This is a genomic window from Dactylosporangium salmoneum, from assembly GCF_039532525.1.
GTDB lineage: Bacteria > Actinomycetota > Actinomycetes > Mycobacteriales > Micromonosporaceae > Dactylosporangium > Dactylosporangium salmoneum.
The window spans coordinates 1-18328 of record NZ_BAAARV010000100.1 but is presented as its reverse complement, the minus strand read 5'-3'; the positions used below and the strand labels follow the sequence as shown (position 1 = coordinate 18328).

The following is an 18328-nucleotide window of genomic DNA, read 5'->3' as shown; positions in this document are numbered from 1 at the left end:
CTCGCGGCTATGTCATGTGTCGGTACAGGAGGACAACGAATGTCCGTATCACTCGTCGCAGGCGGCGAGATTTCCCTTTCCGGGAGCAACCTGACCTACGTCGTCGTCGCGCTCGTCATCGCCTTCGTGGCGTTGGGCTTTGCCGCGGCGCTCGTCAGGGCGGTACTCGCGACCGGTCGGGGAACCCCCAAGATGCAGGAGATCGCCGGGGCGGTGCAGGAGGGCGCGTCCGCGTACCTGACGCGCCAGTTCAAGACCCTGGGCATCTTCGTCGTCATCGCGGTGGTGCTGCTGTTCCTACTCCCGGTGAACGACGCCGGGAACAACGAAACCATGATCAAGATCGGCCGGTCGGCGTTCTTCGTCGTCGGCGCGGTCTTCTCGGCCTTCATCGGTGGCGCCGGCATGGCGCTGGCCACCCGCGCCAACCTGCGCGTCGCGGCGGCGGCCCGAGAGGACGGCGGCCGGGAGAAGGCGATGCAGATCGCGTTCCGCACCGGTGGCGTCGTCGGCTTCCTCACCGTGGGTCTCGGCCTCTTCGGCGCGGCCCTCGTGGTGCTCATTTTCAAGGACAAGGCGCCGATCGTCCTCGAGGGCTTCGGCTTCGGCGCCGCCCTGCTCGCCATGTTCATGCGGGTCGGCGGCGGCATCTTCACCAAGGCGGCGGACGTCGGCGCCGACCTGGTCGGCAAGGTCGAGCAGGGCATCCCCGAGGACGACCCGCGCAACGCGGCGACCATCGCCGACAACGTGGGTGACAACGTGGGTGACTGCGCCGGCATGGCGGCCGACCTGTTCGAGTCCTACGCGGTCACGCTGGTCGCGGCGCTCATCCTGGGCCGCGCCGCCTTCGGCGAGTCCGGCCTGGTCTTCCCGCTGATCGTGTCGACCATCGGCGTGATCATCGCGATCCTCGGCGTGGCGCTCACCCGCCTGCGCAAGTCCGACCGCAACGGGCTGGTCGCGATCAACCGGGCGTTCTACATCTCCGCCGTCGTATCGGCGATCCTGGTCGCCGTGGCCGCGCTGTTCTACCTGCCGACGACCTGGACGAAGCTGCTCGGCGACGGCTGGCGCGCCACGCTCAAGCTCGGTGAGGGCGACAACCCGCCGTTCGGCCCGCACGTCACCGCCATCATCGCGGTGATCATCGGCATCGCGCTGGCCGCCATTATCCAGGCGCTCACCGGGTACTTCACCGAGACCGAGCGCCGCCCGGTCAAGGACATCGGCAAGAGCGCCCTGACCGGCCCCGCCACGGTCGTCCTCGCCGGCGTCAGCGTCGGCTTCGAGTCGGCCGTCTACTCGGCCATCGTCATCGGCGCGGGCGTCTTCGGCGCCTTCCTGCTCGGTGGCGGATCGATCACCCTGTCGCTGTTCGCGGTCGCCATGGCCGGCACCGGCCTGCTCACCACCGTGGGCGTCATCGTCGCCATGGACACCTTCGGCCCGATCAGCGACAACGCGCAGGGCATCGCCGAGATGTCCGGCGACATCGACGAGACCGGGGCCCGCACCCTGACCGAGCTCGACGCCGTCGGCAACACCACCAAGGCGATCACCAAGGGCATCGCGATCGCCACCGCCGTGCTCGCCGCGACGGCGCTGTTCGGTTCCTACACCGACACGATGCAGAACGCGCTCAACGACGCCAAGTCGAAGCTGTCGATCGACAACCTGCTCAACGTGGCCAACCCGAGCAACCTGGTCGGCCTGCTCATCGGCGCCGCCGTCGTGTTCCTGTTCTCCGGCCTGGCGATCAACGCCGTGGCCCGCTCGGCGGGCGCGGTGGTGTTCGAGGTCCGGCGGCAGTTCCGGGAGTTCCCGGGCATCATGGACGGCACCCAGCGGCCGGAGTACGGCAAGGTCGTCGACATCTGCACCCGCGACGCCCAGCGCGAGCTGATCACCCCGGGCCTGCTCGCGGTGATGGCGCCCATCGCCGTCGGCTTCGGCCTCGGCGTCGGCCCGCTGGCGGCGTACCTGGCCGGCGCGATCGGCACGGGCACGCTCATGGCCGTCTTCCTGTCCAACTCCGGTGGGGCGTGGGACAACGCCAAGAAGCTGGTCGAGGACGGCGTCCACGGCGGCAAGGGCTCGCCCGCGCACGCCGCGACGGTCATCGGCGACACCGTCGGCGACCCGTTCAAGGACACCGCCGGCCCGGCGATCAACCCGCTGCTCAAGGTGATGAACCTGGTCGCGCTGCTGATCGCCCCCGGCGTGGTCACGCTGACCGTCGGCGACGGCAACCACGCGTTCCGCTACGTCATCGCCATCGCCGCGGTGGCCGTCATCGTGGTCGCGGTGCTGGTCAGCAAGCGCAAGCCGGTCGCCGTCGACGCCGGCGAGGGCAATGGCACCGGGGCGAAGGAGAGCACCCCGGAGAAGGTCACCGCCTGACGCATCGAACCAAACGCGCGACGCTCCGGCCGGTTTCGGCCGGAGCGTCGTGTTTTCTCGAACAGACGATCGGTTCTACGCTGCACACCATGCGTGCCGCCCGCCTCCTCGCCGCCGCCCTCCTGCTGTGCGCCGTGGCCGGATGCGGTGGGGACGGGGTGGAGCCGAAGCAGTGGGCCAAGGTGGTGTGCACCGCGCTCGCCCCCTGGCGCAACGACATCGCCGGCCTGACCGCGAAGGCGCAGCAGCAGTTGGGGGCGGCCAAGACCCCCGAGGCGACCAAGACCAACATCGTGGACCTGCTCTCGGGCGCGGAGACGGCCAGCGAGAAGGCCCGCGCCGGAGTGGATGCCGCCGGTGTACCGCGGGTGGCGGACGGCAAGAAGGTCGCCGAGCAGTTCACGGCGTCGCTGACGAAGGCTCGCGACGCGTACGGCAACGCCAAGCGCACCGTCTCCGGCCTGCCCACGGCCGACGCGAAGACCTTCTACGGCAAGGTCACGGCGGCGTTCGCCACGCTCAAGGACGAGTACGAGCACAGCGCGATCGACCCGGCCCACGTCGGCCCGGCCGAGCTGCAGCAGGCCTTCGACGAGGTGCCCGAGTGCCGGTGACGCCGGCCCGCGGCCGGCAACTGTCGCTCTTCGGGGTCGAGGCCCGCGCACCGGCGCCGGTCGACCTGGAGGGCCTGCTGGCCGGGGCCGGGCAGATCGGCCGGATGGGCGGCACGGGCCGGGTGTCGATCGTGGTCAGCGACGCCTGGCGGTGCGCCGTGCTGCGGACCGAGCTGGAGGCCCGCGGCCTGGTGGTGAGCTGCGAGCCGACCGGCGAGGAGGACCGCTGGCACCTGCGCACCGCCTACTCGGCCGCCCTCGCCCCGCTGGCCGGCCGCTGGCTGGACGACGACGGCGGCAAGGTGGCGCCCCGCCGGCTGGTGCTGGACGGCCGGGCGCTGCGGCTGTGGGTGGCCGCCGCCGGCGAGTACGACGGCCAGCGCGCCTACCTGCTGCGCCTCGCCCCGCGGCCGCTGCCGGAGCCTCCGGAGCCCGAGGAGGAGGAGCCCCCGGCGGTGGAGCCCCTGTTCCCGGAGGAGGAGCCCGCGCCCCCGCCGGTGCCGGTGAAGGCGCCGCGGCCCGAGCAGCCGAACGTGCGGAGGCGCAAAAGCGAGAGCAAAATCACAGCCTTCGATCCCGGCCCGGACGAGTTCGCCGACGCCGAGGACTTCTACGTGGACGAGTGGGCAGATTCCGCCGACGCCGACCTGCCCACGGTCGAGCTCGAGAAGGCGCCCGAGCAGGAAGCGCCGCAAGAGACGCCGCCCGCCATCGACCGGCAGGCCGCCGACAACTGGATCGCGGTCGGTGACGCGCTGGAGGCGGTCGGTCTACCCGCCGTGCTCGTCGGCGCGGAGACGGGCGGTCCCGCGTACCGCATCGTGGGACCGCGGCGCATCACCCGCCTCGCGGAGCTCGTCGGCGAGCCCCCCGCGGCCGCCCCGACGGGCGCCTGGCCGGCCTGAGAATCCGCGGCCGTGCAGCCGGCGGCCGGACTACGGCGAGTAGGCCGGCGGCTTCACTCCGGTGACGTGATTTGTCTCCGAGCGAAGCGCTGGACGGGCGACAAACCACCACAAAAACGGCAGGCGATGCGACACGTTCGCAAGATCGGGCAGGTCGCGGTTGTGCATGGGTGTACCGTGGCGCCGATCGGCGTGTCGCGTGCCGACTGCCGGGGCGCCCCATTGCGCAACTCGGCGCGGGGGCGCGCGTTACGTTTGACGTCTGTCCGTCCATACCGGGGAGAACAGTGCCGACCTCCGCCAACACGAAGCGGCTGGTGATCGTGGAGTCGCCGGCGAAGGCCAAGACGATTTCGGGCTACCTGGGCCCGAACTATCTCGTCGAGGCGAGTTTCGGCCACGTCCGCGATCTGCCGGTAGGTAAGAAAGACATGCCCGAGGCGCTCAAGAGCGAGCCTTGGGCGTATCTCGGCGTGAACGTCGACAACAATTTCACCCCGGTCTATATCATCTCGCCCGACCGGCGCCGCCAGATCACGCGCCTCAAGGACCTGCTGAAGCAGGCGAGCGAGGTCTACCTCGCCACAGATGAGGACCGCGAGGGCGAGGCCATCGCCTGGCACCTGCTCGAGACGCTCAAGCCCAAGGTGCCGGTCAAGCGGATGGTCTTCCACGAGATCACCCGGCCGGCGATCCAGGCCGCGGTGGCCAACCCGCGCGAGATCAACCGCTCGCTGGTCGACGCCCAGGAGGCCCGCCGCATCCTGGACCGCCTCTACGGGTACGACGTCTCCACCGTGCTGTGGAAGAAGGTCAACCCGGGCCTGTCGGCCGGCCGGGTGCAGTCCGTGGCCACCCGGATCGTGGTCGAGCGGGAGCGGCAGCGGATGAAGTTCCGCTCGGCCGACTACTGGGACATCCTCGCCCGCCTGCTGGCCGAGAACGACCCGCGGCCGTTCAACGCGACCCTGATCGCGATCGACGGCGACCGGGTCGCCACCGGGCGCGACTTCGACCCCGAGACCGGCCAGGTCCGCCCCGGCGCTGGGGTCATCCACCTCGACGAGACGGGCGCCCGCGGCCTCGCCGCGCGCCTGGAGGGCCGGCCGTTCACGGTCACCCGGGTCGAGGAGAAGCCCTACCGGCGCAAGCCCTACCCGCCGTTCATCACCTCGACGCTGCAGCAGGAGGCGGCCCGCAAGCTGCGGCTCTCCTCGGCCAACACGATGCGCGTCGCGCAGCGGCTGTACGAGAACGGCTACATCACCTATATGCGTACCGACTCGGTGAACCTCTCCGAGGCGGCCATCGCGGCGGCCCGCCAGCAGATCCACGACCTCTACGGGCCCGGGGCGGTGCCGGCCCAGCCGCGGCGGTACACCGGCAAGGTCAAGAACGCCCAGGAGGCCCACGAGGCGATCCGCCCGGCCGGCGACAGCTTCCGCACCCCGGGCGACGTGGCGAACGAGCTCAACGCCGACGAGCGGCGCCTCTACGAGCTGATCTGGCAGCGGACCATCGCGTCGCAGATGAACGACGCGGTCGGCAACTCGACCTCGGTGCGGATCAACGCGGTCACCGCCCAGCAGGAGTCGGTCGACTTCGCCGCCACCGGCAAGACCATCACCGACCCCGGCTTCCTGCGCGCCTACGTCGAGTCCAGCGATGACGAGTCGGCCGAGGCCGACGACGCCGAGCGCCGGCTGCCGGTGCTGGTCAAGGGCCAGCCGCTGACCGAGCAGGGGCTGACCCCGGCCGGCCACACCACCCAGCCGCCGCCCCGCTACACCGAGGCCTCGCTGGTCAAGGCGATGGAGGAGCTCGGCATCGGGCGCCCGTCGACCTACGCGTCGATCATGGAGACGATCAACAACCGCGGCTACGTGTTCAAGCGTGGCCAGGCGCTGATCCCCTCGTTCCTCGCGTTCGCCGTGGTCGGCCTGCTGGAGCAGCACTTCCCGCGGCTGGTCGACTACGACTTCACCGCGTCGATGGAGAACGTGCTCGACGAGATCGCCAACGGCGACGAGAGCACGGTGGCCTTCCTGCACCCGTTCTACTTCGGCGGCGACAACGGCGACGAGGGCTCGGTGGCCCGCCAGGGCGGCCTCAAGCGGATGGTGACCGAGCGCCTCGGCGAGATCGACGCGCGCGGCGTCAACTCCATCCCGCTGTTTCGCGACGACGAGGGCCGCGACGTCGTGGTGCGGGTCGGCCGCTACGGGCCCTACCTGCAGCGCACCACGCCGGGCGCGCCGGAGGGCGAGGAGGGGGACCGGGCGGCCGTGCCCGAAGGCATCGCCCCCGACGAGCTCACCCCGGAGAAGGTCAACGAGCTGTTCGTCGGCGGCGCCGGCGGCGAGCGCAAGCTCGGCGAGCACCCGGAGACCGGCGAGCCGATCGTGGTCAAGTCCGGCCGCTTCGGGCCGTACGTCTCCTCCGGCGAGCGCACCTCGTCGCTGCTGTCCAGCCAGAAGCCGGACGAGCTGACCCTGGACCAGGCGCTGCTGCTGCTCACGCTGCCGCGGCTGATCGGCCTGGACGCCGAGGGCCAGGAGATCCTCGCCTCGCCGGGGCGCTACGGGCCGTACATCAAGCGCGGCACCGACACCCGCTCCATCGAGAGCGAGGACCAGCTGTTCACGCTGACCCTGGAGCAGGCCCTCGCGCTGCTGGCCGCGCCCAAGGTGCGCAAGACGGCGGCCGCGAAGCCCCCGCTGCGCGAGATGGGCAACGACCCGGCGACCGAGAAGCCGCTGGTCATCAAGGACGGCCGGTTCGGCCCCTATGTGACCGACGGCGAGTTCAACGCCTCGCTGCGGCGCAGCCAGAGCGTGGAGACCCTGACCGTGGAGGAGGCCAGCGAGATGCTGGCCGAGAAGCGGGCGAAGGGCCCGGCGCCGAAGAAGGCCCGCGCGGCGAAGAAGACCGCCGACGCTCCTGCCAAGAAGACGGCGGCGGCGAAGAAGACGACGGCCACGGCGACGGCGGCGAAGAAGACGACGGCGGCCGCCAAGAAGGCGACCCCCGCCAAGAAGGCCGCCCCCAAGAAGGCGACCACCGCCCGCAAGAAAAAGGAAGAGTAGGCCTCAGCCGAGGACCCGCTCGGTGTACGCATTCGCGAACAACCGGTGCGGGTCCAGCTTGTCGCGCAGCGCGGTGAAGTCGGCGAAGCGCGGATAGGCCTGGGCCAGCGACTCCGCGGTGCGGAAGTTCATCTTGCCCCAGTGCGGCCGGCCGCCCAGCGGCGTGGTGAGCGCCTCGAACCGGCGGAAGTACTCCTCGAAGGGCGCGCCGGCGTACTGGTGAATGGCGATGTAGGCGTTGTCGCGCCCGTGCCCGTGGGACAGCCAGATGTCGTCCGCCGCCGTGAAGCGCACCTCGACCGGGAACTGGATTTTGGTCGGGCTCGAGTCCACGATCGCCCGAAGCCCGTCGAACGCCTCGCGCAGCGCCTCGCGGGGCAGGCCGTACTCCATCTCCACGAAACGCACCCGCCGGGGCGTGCAGAACACCTCGTGGGAGGCGGCGGTGTACGTGCGCGCCGAGAGCGCCCGCGCCGAAATGCGGCTGATCGGCGGTACCGTCGCCGGAAATGCCTTTCCGAGAGCGCAGGCGGCGCCGAACACGGAATTGGACAGGAAGTCGTCGTCGAGCCAGCGCCGCCAGCCCGGCAGCGGCGAGTCGGCCGCCGGCACCCGGTTGTTGCGCTTCATCTGGACCCGGTCGGTGTACGGGAACCAGTAGAACTCGAAGTGGTCGTTCTGCCCGACGTGCTCGGCCAGCCCGGCCCACACGTCGGCGAGGGTGGCCGGGCGCTCGTCGGCCCGCAGCGTGAACGCCGGCACGCAGCGCAGCGTCACCGTGCTCAGCACGCCCAGCGCCCCGATGTTGACCCGGGCCGCGTTGAACAGGTCCGGGTTGTCCGTGGCCGAGCAGGAGAGCTCCCTGCCGTCGGCGGTGACCAGCGTGAGCCCTGCAATGAAGGTGGACAGGCAGCCGTAGCCGGCGCCGGTGCCGTGGGTGCCGGTGGACAGCGCGCCGGAGATCGTCTGCGCGTCGATGTCGCCCAGGTTGGGCATGGCCAGGCCGTGCGCGGCCAGGGTCGCGTTGAGCACCTTCAGGGTCATGCCGGCCTGCACGGTGACCAGGTCACCCTCCACCCGCACGAGGGACGCCATCCGGTCGAGCTCGACCCGCACCCCGTCGGTCACGGCGGCCGGGGTGAAGGAGTGGCCGCTGCCGACCGCCTTGACCCGGAGCCCGTCGGCGGCCGCCGCGCGGAAGACTTCGCCCAGCTCAGCCGCGCTGGAGGGGTGCGCGACGCGGGCGGCGTTCGCGCGCTGGTTGCCGGCCCAGTTGGCCCACGGAGATGTCACAAAACCTGAGTACCCTTCACGTATGCCCGTCGTCAATCACAAGGGTGAAATGGGCTATCCGTCGATCGTGCCCGCTCGTTGACGTGAGTAGGTTTCAAAGGCGGGCCAGGATGGGATCTCCCGCCTGATCCGACGAGGCAGAGGGGGGAGACCGGGTGGCGACGCAGACTGTGGCCCGCGCCGGGACGAAGCCGCTGCGCCGGGTGCCGGTGCAGGGGCGCAGCGTGGCGCGGGTCGGGCGGATGCTCGACGCCTGCGCCGAACTCGTCGACGAGGTGGGCTACGACGGGCTCACCACGACCCTGCTGGCGGAGCGGGCGGGGGTGGCGATCGGCTCGGTCTACCAGTTCTTCCCGGACAAGCGGGCCATCGTGCAGGCGCTCACGCTGCGCAGCCTGGAGGGCTACCTGGAGCGCCTCGGCGCCCGGCTGGCCGACGAGGGCATGGCGCACTGGTGGGACGCCGTCGACGCGGCGATCGACGAGTACATCGACATGCACCGCACCGTGCCGGGGTTCCGCACCCTGCACTTCGGTGACGTGGTCGACATCCACCTGCTCGACGACGAGCGGGACAACAACGACGTCATCGTCTCGCAGCTGTCCGCGCTGCTGACCGAGCGGTTCGGCATCGACGACCCGCAGCGGCTGCAGTTCGTGCTGGCGATCGCGGTCGAGGCGGCCGACGCGCTCATCAAGCTGGCGTTCCGGCGCTCCGTCGACGGCGACGCCGTGGTCCTGGGCGAGGCCAAGGCGCTGATCAGGGAGTACCTGCACCACCGCCTGTGACGTTTTCGACAGCGGGCGGAGCGGGCGGAACCCTGTCCGCTTTGCCCGCGGTGCCGCATACTTCTGATCGACCGGTACCCCACCACGAGGACTGGATCATCAGATGAGCAGGCGAAACATCGGCATCATCGGGGCCGGCCGGGTCGGCGCGGTCCTCGGGGCCGCCCTCGAGCGGGCCGGGCACACCGTGGTCGCCGCGGTGGCCGTCTCCGCCGCCTCCCGCGCCCGCGCGGAGCAGCTCCTTCCCCACGCGCGCCTCCTGCCTGCCGACGAGGTGGCCGCCGCCGCGGACCTCGTCCTGCTGGCCGTCCCCGACGACGTGCTCGGCGGCCTGGTGACCGGCCTGGCCGAGACCGGCGCCCTGCGCCCCGGCCAGATCGTCGCGCACACCTCCGGCGCACACGGCCTCGCCGTGCTCGCCCCGGTCGTCGCGGCCGCCGCCTTCCCGCTCGCGCTGCACCCCGCCATGACGTTCACCGGCACCGAGGCCGACCTCGACCGGCTCCCCGGGGTGTCCTTCGGCGTGACCGCCCCCGACGAGCTGCGGCCCGCGGCCGAGGAGCTGGTCGCCGCGTTGGGCGGGATCGTCGAGTGGATCGACGAGCAGAAGCGGCCGCTGTACCACGCGGCGCTGGCCCACGGCGCGAACCACCTCGCCACGCTGGTGAGCGAGGCGATGGACCGGCTGCGCGACGCGGGCGTGCACGAGCCCGAGCGGGTGCTGGCCCCGCTGCTGGGCGCGGCCCTGGACAACACGCTGCGCCTCGGCGACGCGGCCCTCACCGGCCCGGTCTCCCGCGGCGACGCCGGGACCGTGGCCAAGCACCTGCGGGCCCTCGACGCCGTCGCACCCGGCTCGGTGCCGCCGTACCTGGCGCTGGCCCGCCGCACCGCCGACCGGGTCATCGCGGCCGGCCGGCTGCGCCCGATCGACGCCGAACCCCTGCTCGACGTGCTGCGCGAGGCTGCGAAGGAGCGAGCCGTATGAAGGTGGCAACCACCCGCGAGGAGCTGAACGCGGACCGGGCCGGCCTCGCCGGGCCCGTCGCGGTCGTGATGACCATGGGCGCGCTGCACGCCGGGCACGCGGCCCTGCTACGCCGGGCCCGCGCCGAAGCCGGGTCGCTGCTGCTGACGATCTTCGTCAACCCGCTGCAGTTCGGGCCGGCCGAGGACTTCGACCGCTACCCGCGCACCATGGAGGCCGACCTCGAGCTGGCCCGCGAGTGCGGCGTCGACCTGGTCTTCGCCCCGGCCCGGGAGGTCGTCTACCCGCACGGCGAGCCCGACGTCCGGGTCGCCCCCGGTCCGTTCGGCGAGCAGCTGGAGGGGGCCAGCCGCCCCGGCTTCTTCCACGGCGTGCTCACCGTGGTCAACAAGCTCTTCCAGCTGACCCGGCCCGACCTGGCGTACTTCGGCGAGAAGGACTTCCAGCAGCTGACCCTGATCCGCGCCATGGTCCGCGACTTCGACCTGCCGATCGACGTGCGCGGGGTGCCGACCGTGCGCGAGCCCGACGGCCTGGCCCTGAGCAGCCGCAACCGTTACCTCTCGCCGGCCGAGCGGGAGCAGGCGCTGGTCCTGTCCCGGGCGCTGGCGGCGGCCGCCGCGGCCGGCGACGTCGAGGCCGGGCTGGCCGAGTACGCCAAGGTGCCCGAGGTGAAGCTGGACTACCTCGTGCACGCCCACGACCGCTACCTCACCGCCGCATGGGTCGGCGGCACGCGACTGATCGACAACCTCGGAGTGGACCGACCGTGATCCGTACGATGCTCAAGTCCAAGATCCACCGCGCCACCGTCACCCAGGCCGACCTGCACTACGTCGGATCCGTGACAGTGGACGAGGATCTGATGGACGCCGCCGACCTCCTCGCCGGCGAACAGGTCGCGATCGTGGACGTGACCAACGGGGCGCGGCTGGAGACGTACGTGATCGCCGGCCCCCGCGGCTCCGGCGTGATCGGCATCAACGGCGCCGCCGCCCACCTGGTGCACCCGGGCGACCTGGTCATCCTGATCTCGTACGCCCAGCTCGACGACGCCACCGCCCGCACCTACCGGCCGCGGGTCGTGCACGTCGACGCCGACAACCGGGTGATCGAGCTCGGCGACGACGCGGCGGACGCGGTGCCCGGCATGGTTGGCTCGCCGGTCCGGGGTGACCTCATCCGTCGTTAGCAGGGCTTGCCGGTCCGGTCTATGGTGTGGGCAGACTGCCCCGGGAGGACGGACGAGGATGGCGCGCAAGCTGACCGCGGCGCTGGTGCCGGTGATGGCCATGGCCCTCCTGGCGGGCTGCGGCGCGCCCGCCGGCACCGACAAGGATCTCATCGACGACTGGGCGATGCTCGGCACGCCGAAGGTCCCGTCCCCGCCGGTCGGTGCCTGCTACACCACCACGGCCGACACGTTCCAGACCGAGAACATCACGCAGTTCTCGTTCAAGCTGGCCGATTCCTGCACCGCCACCCACGCGTCGGAGACCTTCTACGTCGGCGACCTCACCGGCTCCGCGGCGAGCGCCACCGCCCCGCCGAAGGGCGAGGCGCTCAAGGACGGCTGGGCCAAGTGCGGTAGCGAGGCCGAGAAGTTCCTCGGCGGCGACTACCACGACGGGCGCCTGGAGATGCTGGTCCTGGTTCCGTCGGCCACCCAGTGGGCGGCCGGCGCCCGCTACCTGCGCTGCGACCTGGCCGAGGTGGTCAGCGACGGCGACAAGCCGGTGAACCGCTCCAGCAGCCTCAAGGGCGGGCTGAGCGGGGACAAGCCGGTCGCGCTGACCTGCGCGGCGGAGGTCTACGACACCGACGGCACGTCCTGGCTGGACTACACGCCGACGTCGTGCACCTCCACCCACAACATGGAGTACGTCGGCACCTACATCGCCAACGACCAGCCGTTCCCGGACACCCAGGACGCGCGCAAGAAGTCGATCAAGCCGGGCTGTGAGGCCATCGGCGCCAAGTACCTCAACCTCACCGCCACCCAGTTGACCAACCACACGCAGGTCGGCATCGGCTACTGGATGGTCGGCCAGGAGGACTGGGACCGCGGCAACCGGGCCGCCCGCTGCTACGCGATGCTGTTCGACAAGAAGACGACCAGCAAGTCGATCAAGGGCATCGGCACGGCCCAGATCTAGCGACCGCCGGCGCTGGACAGTTACCGGCCGGTAACGCAGACTGCTTCCTCATGAAGCGGGTGGCCATCATCGTCGCCGTCGTGGCGCTGCTCGGCGGCGGTGTCTACTGGATGTACGAGCGCGGGCAGGGCCGGGACATCCCGAGCACCCCTCCGGCATCCGCGCCCAAGGCCGGGACCTGCTACAACGTCGACGCCAACGGGGCGAAGGCGGCCCTGCCCTGGGCCGGCGACCCCGTCGACTGCGCCGGCGCGCACACCGTCGAGCTGTTCTACGTCGGCCAGGCGACCAGGGACCAGTTGCACCGGCTCGACGACGCCACGGGCGACGACGTGAAGGTCGCCCAGGCGCTGCTCTACGCCCAGGCCCGCCGCGCCTGCCTGGTCCAGGGCCCGCTCTTCCTCGACGGGGCCTGGCACGCCTCGCGGGTGCAGATCCTGGCGGCGTGGATCAAGCCGGCCACCGACGGCTTCTTCGGGTGCGCGGTCGCCGAGGTCACCGGTCCGACCGGCGACCAGTTCGCCCCCCACACCGGCTCGCTCAAGGGCGCGCTCGGCAGCGATCGATCGTTCGACATCGCCTGTGTCAAGAGAACCGGAGATTCGCTTCGGTACGTCCAGTGCTCCGACCCCCACGACGGTGAGTACACGGGTGTGTACATCATCACTCCGCCCGAGGCGCCCTTCGACCAGGCGGCGGTGGCGTCGGCGACCAGCAAGGGGTGCACGACGGTCGGGCTGAAGTACCTGGGCCTTCCCGACGACGGCTCCCGCGACGACCTGGCCCCGGGCTCGGTCGGGCCCAAGACGGCGGACGACTGGCTCGGCAGCGACCAGGCCTTCGCCTGCTACCTGATGAGCCCGAAGCCGCTGAAGGCCACGGTCAAGGGGCTCGGCAAGGACCCCCTGCCGGCGGCCTGAGCGCCCGGCGGAGCGCAGCGACGAGCATCACCACCCGCCGTACGGGCGAGTGATGTTGACTGTAGGGATGACAGTGGGCATGAACGGGCCGATCGTCCCGCGCCGCCTCGACGGGCCACCGCCCGGCTGGGCGGAGCCGACCGACGTGGTCGTCATCGGATCCGGGGTGGCCGGGCTGACCGCCGCGCTCCACCTCCGCGAGGCCGGGCTGCACGTCACCGTGGTCACCAAGGTCAACATCGACGACGGGTCCACGCGCTGGGCCCAGGGCGGCATCGCCGCCGTGCTCGACCGGTCCGACACGCCCGAGGCGCACGCCCAGGACACGCTGGTGGCCGGCGTCGGGCTCTGCGACCCGGCCGCCGTCGACGTGCTGGTCCGCGAGGGACCGACCCGGGTGCGCGAACTCATCCGCTGGGGCGCCGAGTTCGACCGGCACAGCGACGGCTCGCTCATGCTGACCCGCGAGGGCGGCCACCACGCCAACCGGATCATCCACGCCGGCGGCGACGCCACCGGGGCCGAGGTGCAGCGGGCCCTGCACGCCGCGGTGCACCGCGACCCGTGGATCCGGCTCATCGAGCACGCGCTGGTGCTCGACCTGCTCACCGACTCCGCCGGCCGGGCCTGCGGGGTCACCCTGCACGTGCTCGGCGAGGGCGCCGAGGACGGCGTCGGCGCGGTCATGGCCCGGGCGGTCGTGCTGGCCACCGGCGGCATGGGCCAGATCTTCGCGGCCACCACCAACCCGATCGTCTCCACCGGCGACGGGGTCGCGCTCGCGCTGCGGGCCGGGGCCCGGGTCACCGACCTCGAGTTCGTGCAGTTCCACCCGACCGCCCTGGCCCTGGGCAACCACGACTCGCAGCAGCCGCTGGTCAGCGAGGCGCTGCGGGGCGAGGGGGCCTACCTGCGCGACGGCGACGGCAACCGGTTCATGGTCGGCCGCCACGAGCTGGCCGAGCTGGCCCCGCGCGACGTCGTGGCCAAGGGCATCTACCGGGTCATGCGGGCCGAGGGCGCGAGCAACGTCTGGCTCGACGCCCGCCACCTGGGCCGGGAGTTCCTGGAGGCCCGGTTCCCGACCATCGTCGCCTCCTGCCGGGCGGCCGGCGTCGACCCGGCCGAGGACCTCGTCCCGGTCTCCCCGGCCGCGCACTACGCCTCCGGGGGCGTGCGCACCGACCTGCACGGGCGCAGCTCCATCCCCGGCCTCTACGCCTGCGGCGAGGTGGCCTGCACCGGCGTGCACGGCGCCAACCGGCTGGCCTCCAACTCGCTGCTGGAGGGGCTGGTCTTCGCCCGCCGCATCGCCGAGGACATCGCGCGCGACCTGCCGAGCCAGGGCGAGCCGGTCACGGTCGAGCGGCCCACCTGGTCGGCCGACCCGGCGATCCGCCCGCACCTGCAGGCCGCCATGTCGGCCCACGCCTCCGTGCTGCGCAGCGCCGAGTCCCTCGACCAGGCCACGCAGGCGCTCACCAAGCTCTCCGCCGACCGGGCCGAGGCCAACGTGGCCGCCTGGGAGGCCACCAATCTGCTCACCGTAGCCAGTGCCCTGGTCGCCGCCGCAACGCAGCGGCAGGAGACCCGGGGCTGCCACTGGCGCGAGGACTTTCCCGACGCCAGCGACGTGTTCCGGGGGCACTTCCTCGCCGCCCTCGACGACGCCGGCGGACTCACCGAAACCTGGGAGGACGCGTGAGGAACCAGTGAGGATCCAGACCGAGGCCGAGCTGCGCAAGGTCGGGCTCGACCCGGCGGCCGTGGCCGAGATCGTGCGGCGCACCCTCGCCGAGGACCTCGGCCCCGACGGCCTGGACGTCACCAGCGTGGCGACGATCCCGGCCGAGCAGACCGACGAGGCGGACATCGTGGCCCGGGCCGACGGCGTGGTCGCGGGCCTGTGGGTGGCGGCCGCGGTGTTCGAGGCCACCTCAGGAAGTACCGTCGCCGAGGTCAGGAAGCGCGACGGAGAGCGCGTGGCCCGCGGCGACGTCCTGGCCACGGTGCACGGGCCCACCCGGGCGCTGCTCACCGCCGAGCGCTCCGCCCTGAACCTGCTCTGCCGCATGTCCGGCGTGGCCACCCACACCCGCCGCTGGGCGGACCTGCTGGAGGGCACCAAGGCGCTGGTCCTGGACACCCGCAAGACCACACCCGGCCTGCGGATCCTCGAGAAGTACGCGGTGCGCGCCGGCGGCGGCACCAACAAGCGCATGGGGCTCTACGACGTCGCCATGATCAAGGACAACCACAAGCTGGCCGCGGGCGGCATCACGGCCGCCTACCAGCGCGTGCGGGAGGCCTTCCCGGACGTGCCGGTGCAGGTCGAGGTGACCACGGTCGGCGAGGCGGTCGAGGCGGTGACCGCCGGCGCGACGTTCCTGCTGCTCGACAACATGCGCCCGGAGCTGCTGCGCGAGGTCGTCGCCGCGGTCGGCGGGCGGGCCGAGCTGGAGGCGACGGGCAACCTGGCCCTGGCCACCGCGGCCGAGTACGCCGCCACCGGGGTCGACTACCTCTCCGTCGGCGGGCTGACGCACTCCTCGCCGATCCTCGATATCGCAATGGACCTGCGGTTGCATTGATGCAGTGGCACCCCGGATAGGCTTCCGGGGTGCTGCTCTGCATCGACATCGGGAACACCAACACGGTGCTCGCCACGTTCGAGGGCGAGAAGATCGTTCACTCGTGGCGGATCAAGACCGACGCCCGCGACACCGCGGACGAGCTCGGCCTGCTCTACCGGGGCCTGCTGGCCACCGACGCGGTGTCCCTGACCGGCATCGCGGCGTGCTCGACCGTCCCCGCCGCACTGCGCTCGCTGCGCTCGATGCTGCAGCGGTACTACGGGAACGTGCCCACCGTGATCGTGGAGCCCGGCGTGCGCACCGGCGTCCAGCTGGCCATCGACAACCCCAAAGAGGTCGGCACCGACCGGGTGGCCAACACCCTGGCGGCCTACACGCTCTACGGCGGCCCCTCCATCGTGGTGGACTTCGGCACCTCGACCAACTTCGACGTGGTGTCGGCCCGCGGGGAGTTCCTCGGCGGCGTGCTCGCACCGGGCATCGAGATCTCGGTCGACGCCCTCGCCGGCCGGGCCGCCCAGCTGCGCAAGGTCGAGCTGGTCAAGCCGCCGCGGGTGATCGGCAAGAACACCGTGGAGTGCCTGCAGTCCGGCGTCGTCTACGGCTTCGCCGGGCAGGTCGACGGGGTGGTGCGCGGGGTGACCGCGGAGCTGGGCGGCAGCGTCAAGGCGGTGGTGGCCACCGGCGGGCTGGCCTCGATCGTGATCGGCGAGAGCCAGAGCGTCACCCATCACGAGCCGATGCTCACGCTGATCGGCCTGCGTCTCATCTTCGAGCGCAATACCTAGAGTTTCGGTGCGCGATAGGTATACGTGATGTAAGGCATTTCGAACGACTGGTCTTCGGCGAAGGTGCGGCCGGCCAGTTCGCGGACCCGGCGCTCGAGGTCCGCGCGGCCGGCCGCGTCGGCGACGAGGTAATAGGAGCGGGAGCGGATCAGTTCCACCAGCGAGTCGATGGTGTGCGGCGCGCTCCACCGGAAAAGCCCCAGCTCATAGGGGCCGAATGCCGGTCCGAACTGGTCCGCCGGCAGAAGACGCTCGTCGATGACGTCCCGGCCCTTGCTCCCGTCGAACACCTCGGAAAGCTCGGCCACCCAGGGCACCGACTCGTCGCGGACGTTCCAGATCGGCACGAAGAAACCGCCCGGCCGCAGCACCCGGGCGATCTCGGTGTGCGCGGGCTCCCCGGCGAACCAGTGATATGCCTGCCCGGCCGTCACCGCGTCCAGGGCGGCGTCCTCCACCGGAATTGACGAGGCCGAGCCGGATCGGGCATCGCCACCGATCTGCCGGCGCATTTCGTCGTCCGGCTCGACCGCGATGACGCGGTGGCCGAGTTCGAGCAGCAGCCGGGTCAGAATGCCCGTGCCCGCGCCCAGGTCGACAATCGTGCGCGGCCGCTCGCCCAGGGCCCAGAGCAGGGCCTCGCGGGGATAACGCGGCCGGATTCGGTCGTACAGCTCGGCGGCCGGACCGAACGAAGACGCGTGTTTGGCGAAGTCCATCGCCCGACCGTACGTGATCGACCAATTCTGCGGCATCTGTGGTGGCTTGGTCACAGATAGCAAGGCGCTCGACACGGATCTGTACGCGCGCATTGCTGGTGAGCTATTCCGCACACCCGGACCCGGCCGGTATTTGTGCTGGTGTTGGCGGGGTAGTTTCGGCGGACCGTTGACGAGCCGCGCCCTTACTGCGTTATCTTTGCTTTCGCACAACCGGGGCGGGCTTCCTCGAAGGGAATACGACAGTGGCCAAGCGGACCATCCACGTGCTGGTCGACGACCTCGACGGCGGAGAAGCCGACGAGACGGTGAAGTTCTCGCTCGATGGCGTGCAGTACGAGATCGACCTGTCCAAGAAGAACGCAACGAAGCTGCGCGATGCGTTCGGACCCTTCCTGTCCGCCGGGACCAAGGTCGGGCGGGGTGGCGTGGTGGTCGGCGGGCGGGCCGCGAGCGCCCGTGGCCGGGGTGGGGCCGCCGCGGACCGCGAGCAGAACAAGGCGATTCGGGAATGGGCCCAGAACAAGGGCATCAAGGTGTCCGACCGGGGCCGGATCAAGCAGGAAATCGTCGACCGCTTTAACGCCGAAGCGGGCCGATAGCGCCGCTTGACCGTTTCGGGCTTAGCGGGCGTTTTGCTCCCTGCATAGCGATTCGAGAGTTTAGACACCCATCGTAGCGGTTCAGTTACGGTGGGTGTCTTGCGTTCGGAGTCCGATTTCGCTCTTGGCGTACGGGACGGGGTGCTGGAACAGGCCCGCGGGTGCGAACGTTGGGTTCAAGCACCGGGTACACGTGGTCCCCGGGGGGTAGGCAACAACAGACCGTGGGTCTCGGTGCCCGAATGTGGGGTGCGGCAACGCCGCACACCCCGCAAGGTGTCGGCTCGCGGCGATAGAGTGATGGCACGGTCACGTTGGCGTCCGACAGAGCTTCGGCGTGGCGACCTCCTCCCACGGGGGTTCCGCGTAAAAGCGGCGGCGACGGACACGGCACGTGAGGAGCAGGGATGTTCGAGCGGTTCACCGACCGAGCACGACGGGTTGTCGTCCTGGCACAGGAAGAAGCCCGGAT

General features: G+C 71.3%; 17 protein-coding genes. 14 read left to right on the top strand and 3 right to left on the bottom strand.

All coding sequences use genetic code 11. The annotated features are described in order from the left end of the window. The first annotated feature begins 39 nt into the window (after nucleotides 1-39). The 3 genes from ABD352_RS48345 to ABD352_RS48335 all read left to right on the top strand — a co-directional run bounded on the left by ABD352_RS48345 (nucleotide 40) and on the right by ABD352_RS48335 (nucleotide 3922). Entirely contained in the window at nucleotides 40-2403 is a 2364-nt protein-coding gene (locus ABD352_RS48345; protein ID WP_344619404.1) for a sodium-translocating pyrophosphatase, read from the top strand. 89 nt (nucleotides 2404-2492) lie between these two features. Then, nucleotides 2493-3017: a hypothetical protein gene (locus ABD352_RS48340; protein WP_344619403.1), complete on the top strand. Its 525-nt coding sequence runs from the start codon at nucleotides 2493-2495 to the stop codon at nucleotides 3015-3017. After that, a complete protein-coding gene (locus ABD352_RS48335; protein WP_344619402.1) occupies nucleotides 3008-3922 on the top strand; it encodes a hypothetical protein in 915 nt (304 codons plus the stop codon). Before ABD352_RS48340 ends, ABD352_RS48335 begins: the two co-directional genes overlap by 10 nt. Nucleotides 3923-3952: 30 nt before the next feature. Here the strand turns inward: ABD352_RS48335 and ABD352_RS48330 are convergent, their stop codons facing one another. After that, nucleotides 3953-4090 carry a hypothetical protein gene (locus tag ABD352_RS48330; RefSeq protein WP_344619401.1) on the bottom strand — a complete coding sequence of 46 codons (138 nt, stop codon included), beginning with the start codon at nucleotides 4088-4090 and terminating at the stop codon, nucleotides 3953-3955. 119 nt (nucleotides 4091-4209) lie between these two features. On the opposite strand from ABD352_RS48330, the gene topA reads away from it, so the two are divergent. Then, entirely contained in the window at nucleotides 4210-7008 is a 2799-nt protein-coding gene (gene topA / locus ABD352_RS48325; protein WP_344619400.1) for a type I DNA topoisomerase, read from the top strand. 3 nt (nucleotides 7009-7011) lie between these two features. On the opposite strand, the gene ABD352_RS48320 is transcribed toward topA, so the two are convergent. Then, a complete protein-coding gene (locus ABD352_RS48320; RefSeq protein WP_344619399.1) occupies nucleotides 7012-8301 on the bottom strand; it encodes a D-arabinono-1,4-lactone oxidase in 1290 nt (429 codons plus the stop codon). A 242-nt stretch (nucleotides 8302-8543) separates the two neighbouring features. Between ABD352_RS48320 and ABD352_RS48315 the strand changes: the two genes are divergently transcribed. From ABD352_RS48315 to ABD352_RS48275, 9 genes are all read left to right on the top strand, one after another. Beyond that, nucleotides 8544-9089, top strand: a complete 546-nt coding sequence (locus ABD352_RS48315; RefSeq protein ID WP_344619465.1) for a TetR/AcrR family transcriptional regulator — start codon at nucleotides 8544-8546, stop codon at nucleotides 9087-9089. Nucleotides 9090-9180: 91 nt separating this feature from the next. Further along, nucleotides 9181-10077, top strand: coding sequence for a Rossmann-like and DUF2520 domain-containing protein (locus ABD352_RS48310; RefSeq protein WP_425553951.1), 897 nt, complete (start codon nucleotides 9181-9183; stop codon nucleotides 10075-10077). Further along, nucleotides 10074-10850 carry a pantoate--beta-alanine ligase gene (gene panC, locus ABD352_RS48305; RefSeq protein WP_344619397.1) on the top strand — a complete coding sequence of 259 codons (777 nt, stop codon included), beginning with the start codon at nucleotides 10074-10076 and terminating at the stop codon, nucleotides 10848-10850. The genes ABD352_RS48310 and panC overlap by 4 nt, the downstream gene beginning before the upstream one ends. After that, complete coding sequence (gene panD, locus ABD352_RS48300) at nucleotides 10847-11269, top strand: aspartate 1-decarboxylase (RefSeq protein WP_344619396.1); 423 nt, start codon at nucleotides 10847-10849, stop codon at nucleotides 11267-11269. The genes panC and panD overlap by 4 nt, the downstream gene beginning before the upstream one ends. A gap of 58 nt (nucleotides 11270-11327) precedes the next feature. Then, complete coding sequence (locus ABD352_RS48295; protein WP_344619395.1) at nucleotides 11328-12233, top strand: septum formation family protein; 906 nt, start codon at nucleotides 11328-11330, stop codon at nucleotides 12231-12233. Nucleotides 12234-12283: 50 nt separating this feature from the next. Continuing rightward, complete coding sequence (locus ABD352_RS48290) at nucleotides 12284-13153, top strand: septum formation family protein (RefSeq protein ID WP_344619394.1); 870 nt, start codon at nucleotides 12284-12286, stop codon at nucleotides 13151-13153. Nucleotides 13154-13232: 79 nt separating this feature from the next. Continuing rightward, nucleotides 13233-14858, top strand: coding sequence for an L-aspartate oxidase (locus tag ABD352_RS48285; RefSeq protein ID WP_344619393.1), 1626 nt, complete (start codon nucleotides 13233-13235; stop codon nucleotides 14856-14858). Between the two features lie 7 nt (nucleotides 14859-14865). Continuing rightward, entirely contained in the window at nucleotides 14866-15744 is an 879-nt protein-coding gene (gene nadC / locus ABD352_RS48280; RefSeq protein WP_344619392.1) for a carboxylating nicotinate-nucleotide diphosphorylase, read from the top strand. A 29-nt stretch (nucleotides 15745-15773) separates the two neighbouring features. Beyond that, complete coding sequence (locus ABD352_RS48275) at nucleotides 15774-16535, top strand: type III pantothenate kinase (protein WP_344619391.1); 762 nt, start codon at nucleotides 15774-15776, stop codon at nucleotides 16533-16535. Here the strand turns inward: ABD352_RS48275 and ABD352_RS48270 are convergent. Beyond that, nucleotides 16532-17254 carry a class I SAM-dependent methyltransferase gene (locus ABD352_RS48270; protein ID WP_344619390.1) on the bottom strand — a complete coding sequence of 241 codons (723 nt, stop codon included), beginning with the start codon at nucleotides 17252-17254 and terminating at the stop codon, nucleotides 16532-16534. The two genes, ABD352_RS48275 and ABD352_RS48270, sit on opposite strands and share 4 nt — an antisense overlap. Nucleotides 17255-17499: 245 nt before the next feature. On the opposite strand from ABD352_RS48270, the gene ABD352_RS48265 reads away from it, so the two are divergent. Further along, on the top strand, nucleotides 17500-17856 hold the full coding sequence (locus ABD352_RS48265; protein ID WP_344619389.1) for a histone-like nucleoid-structuring protein Lsr2: 357 nt from the start codon (nucleotides 17500-17502) through the stop codon (nucleotides 17854-17856). Nucleotides 17857-18328: the final 472 nt, after the last annotated feature.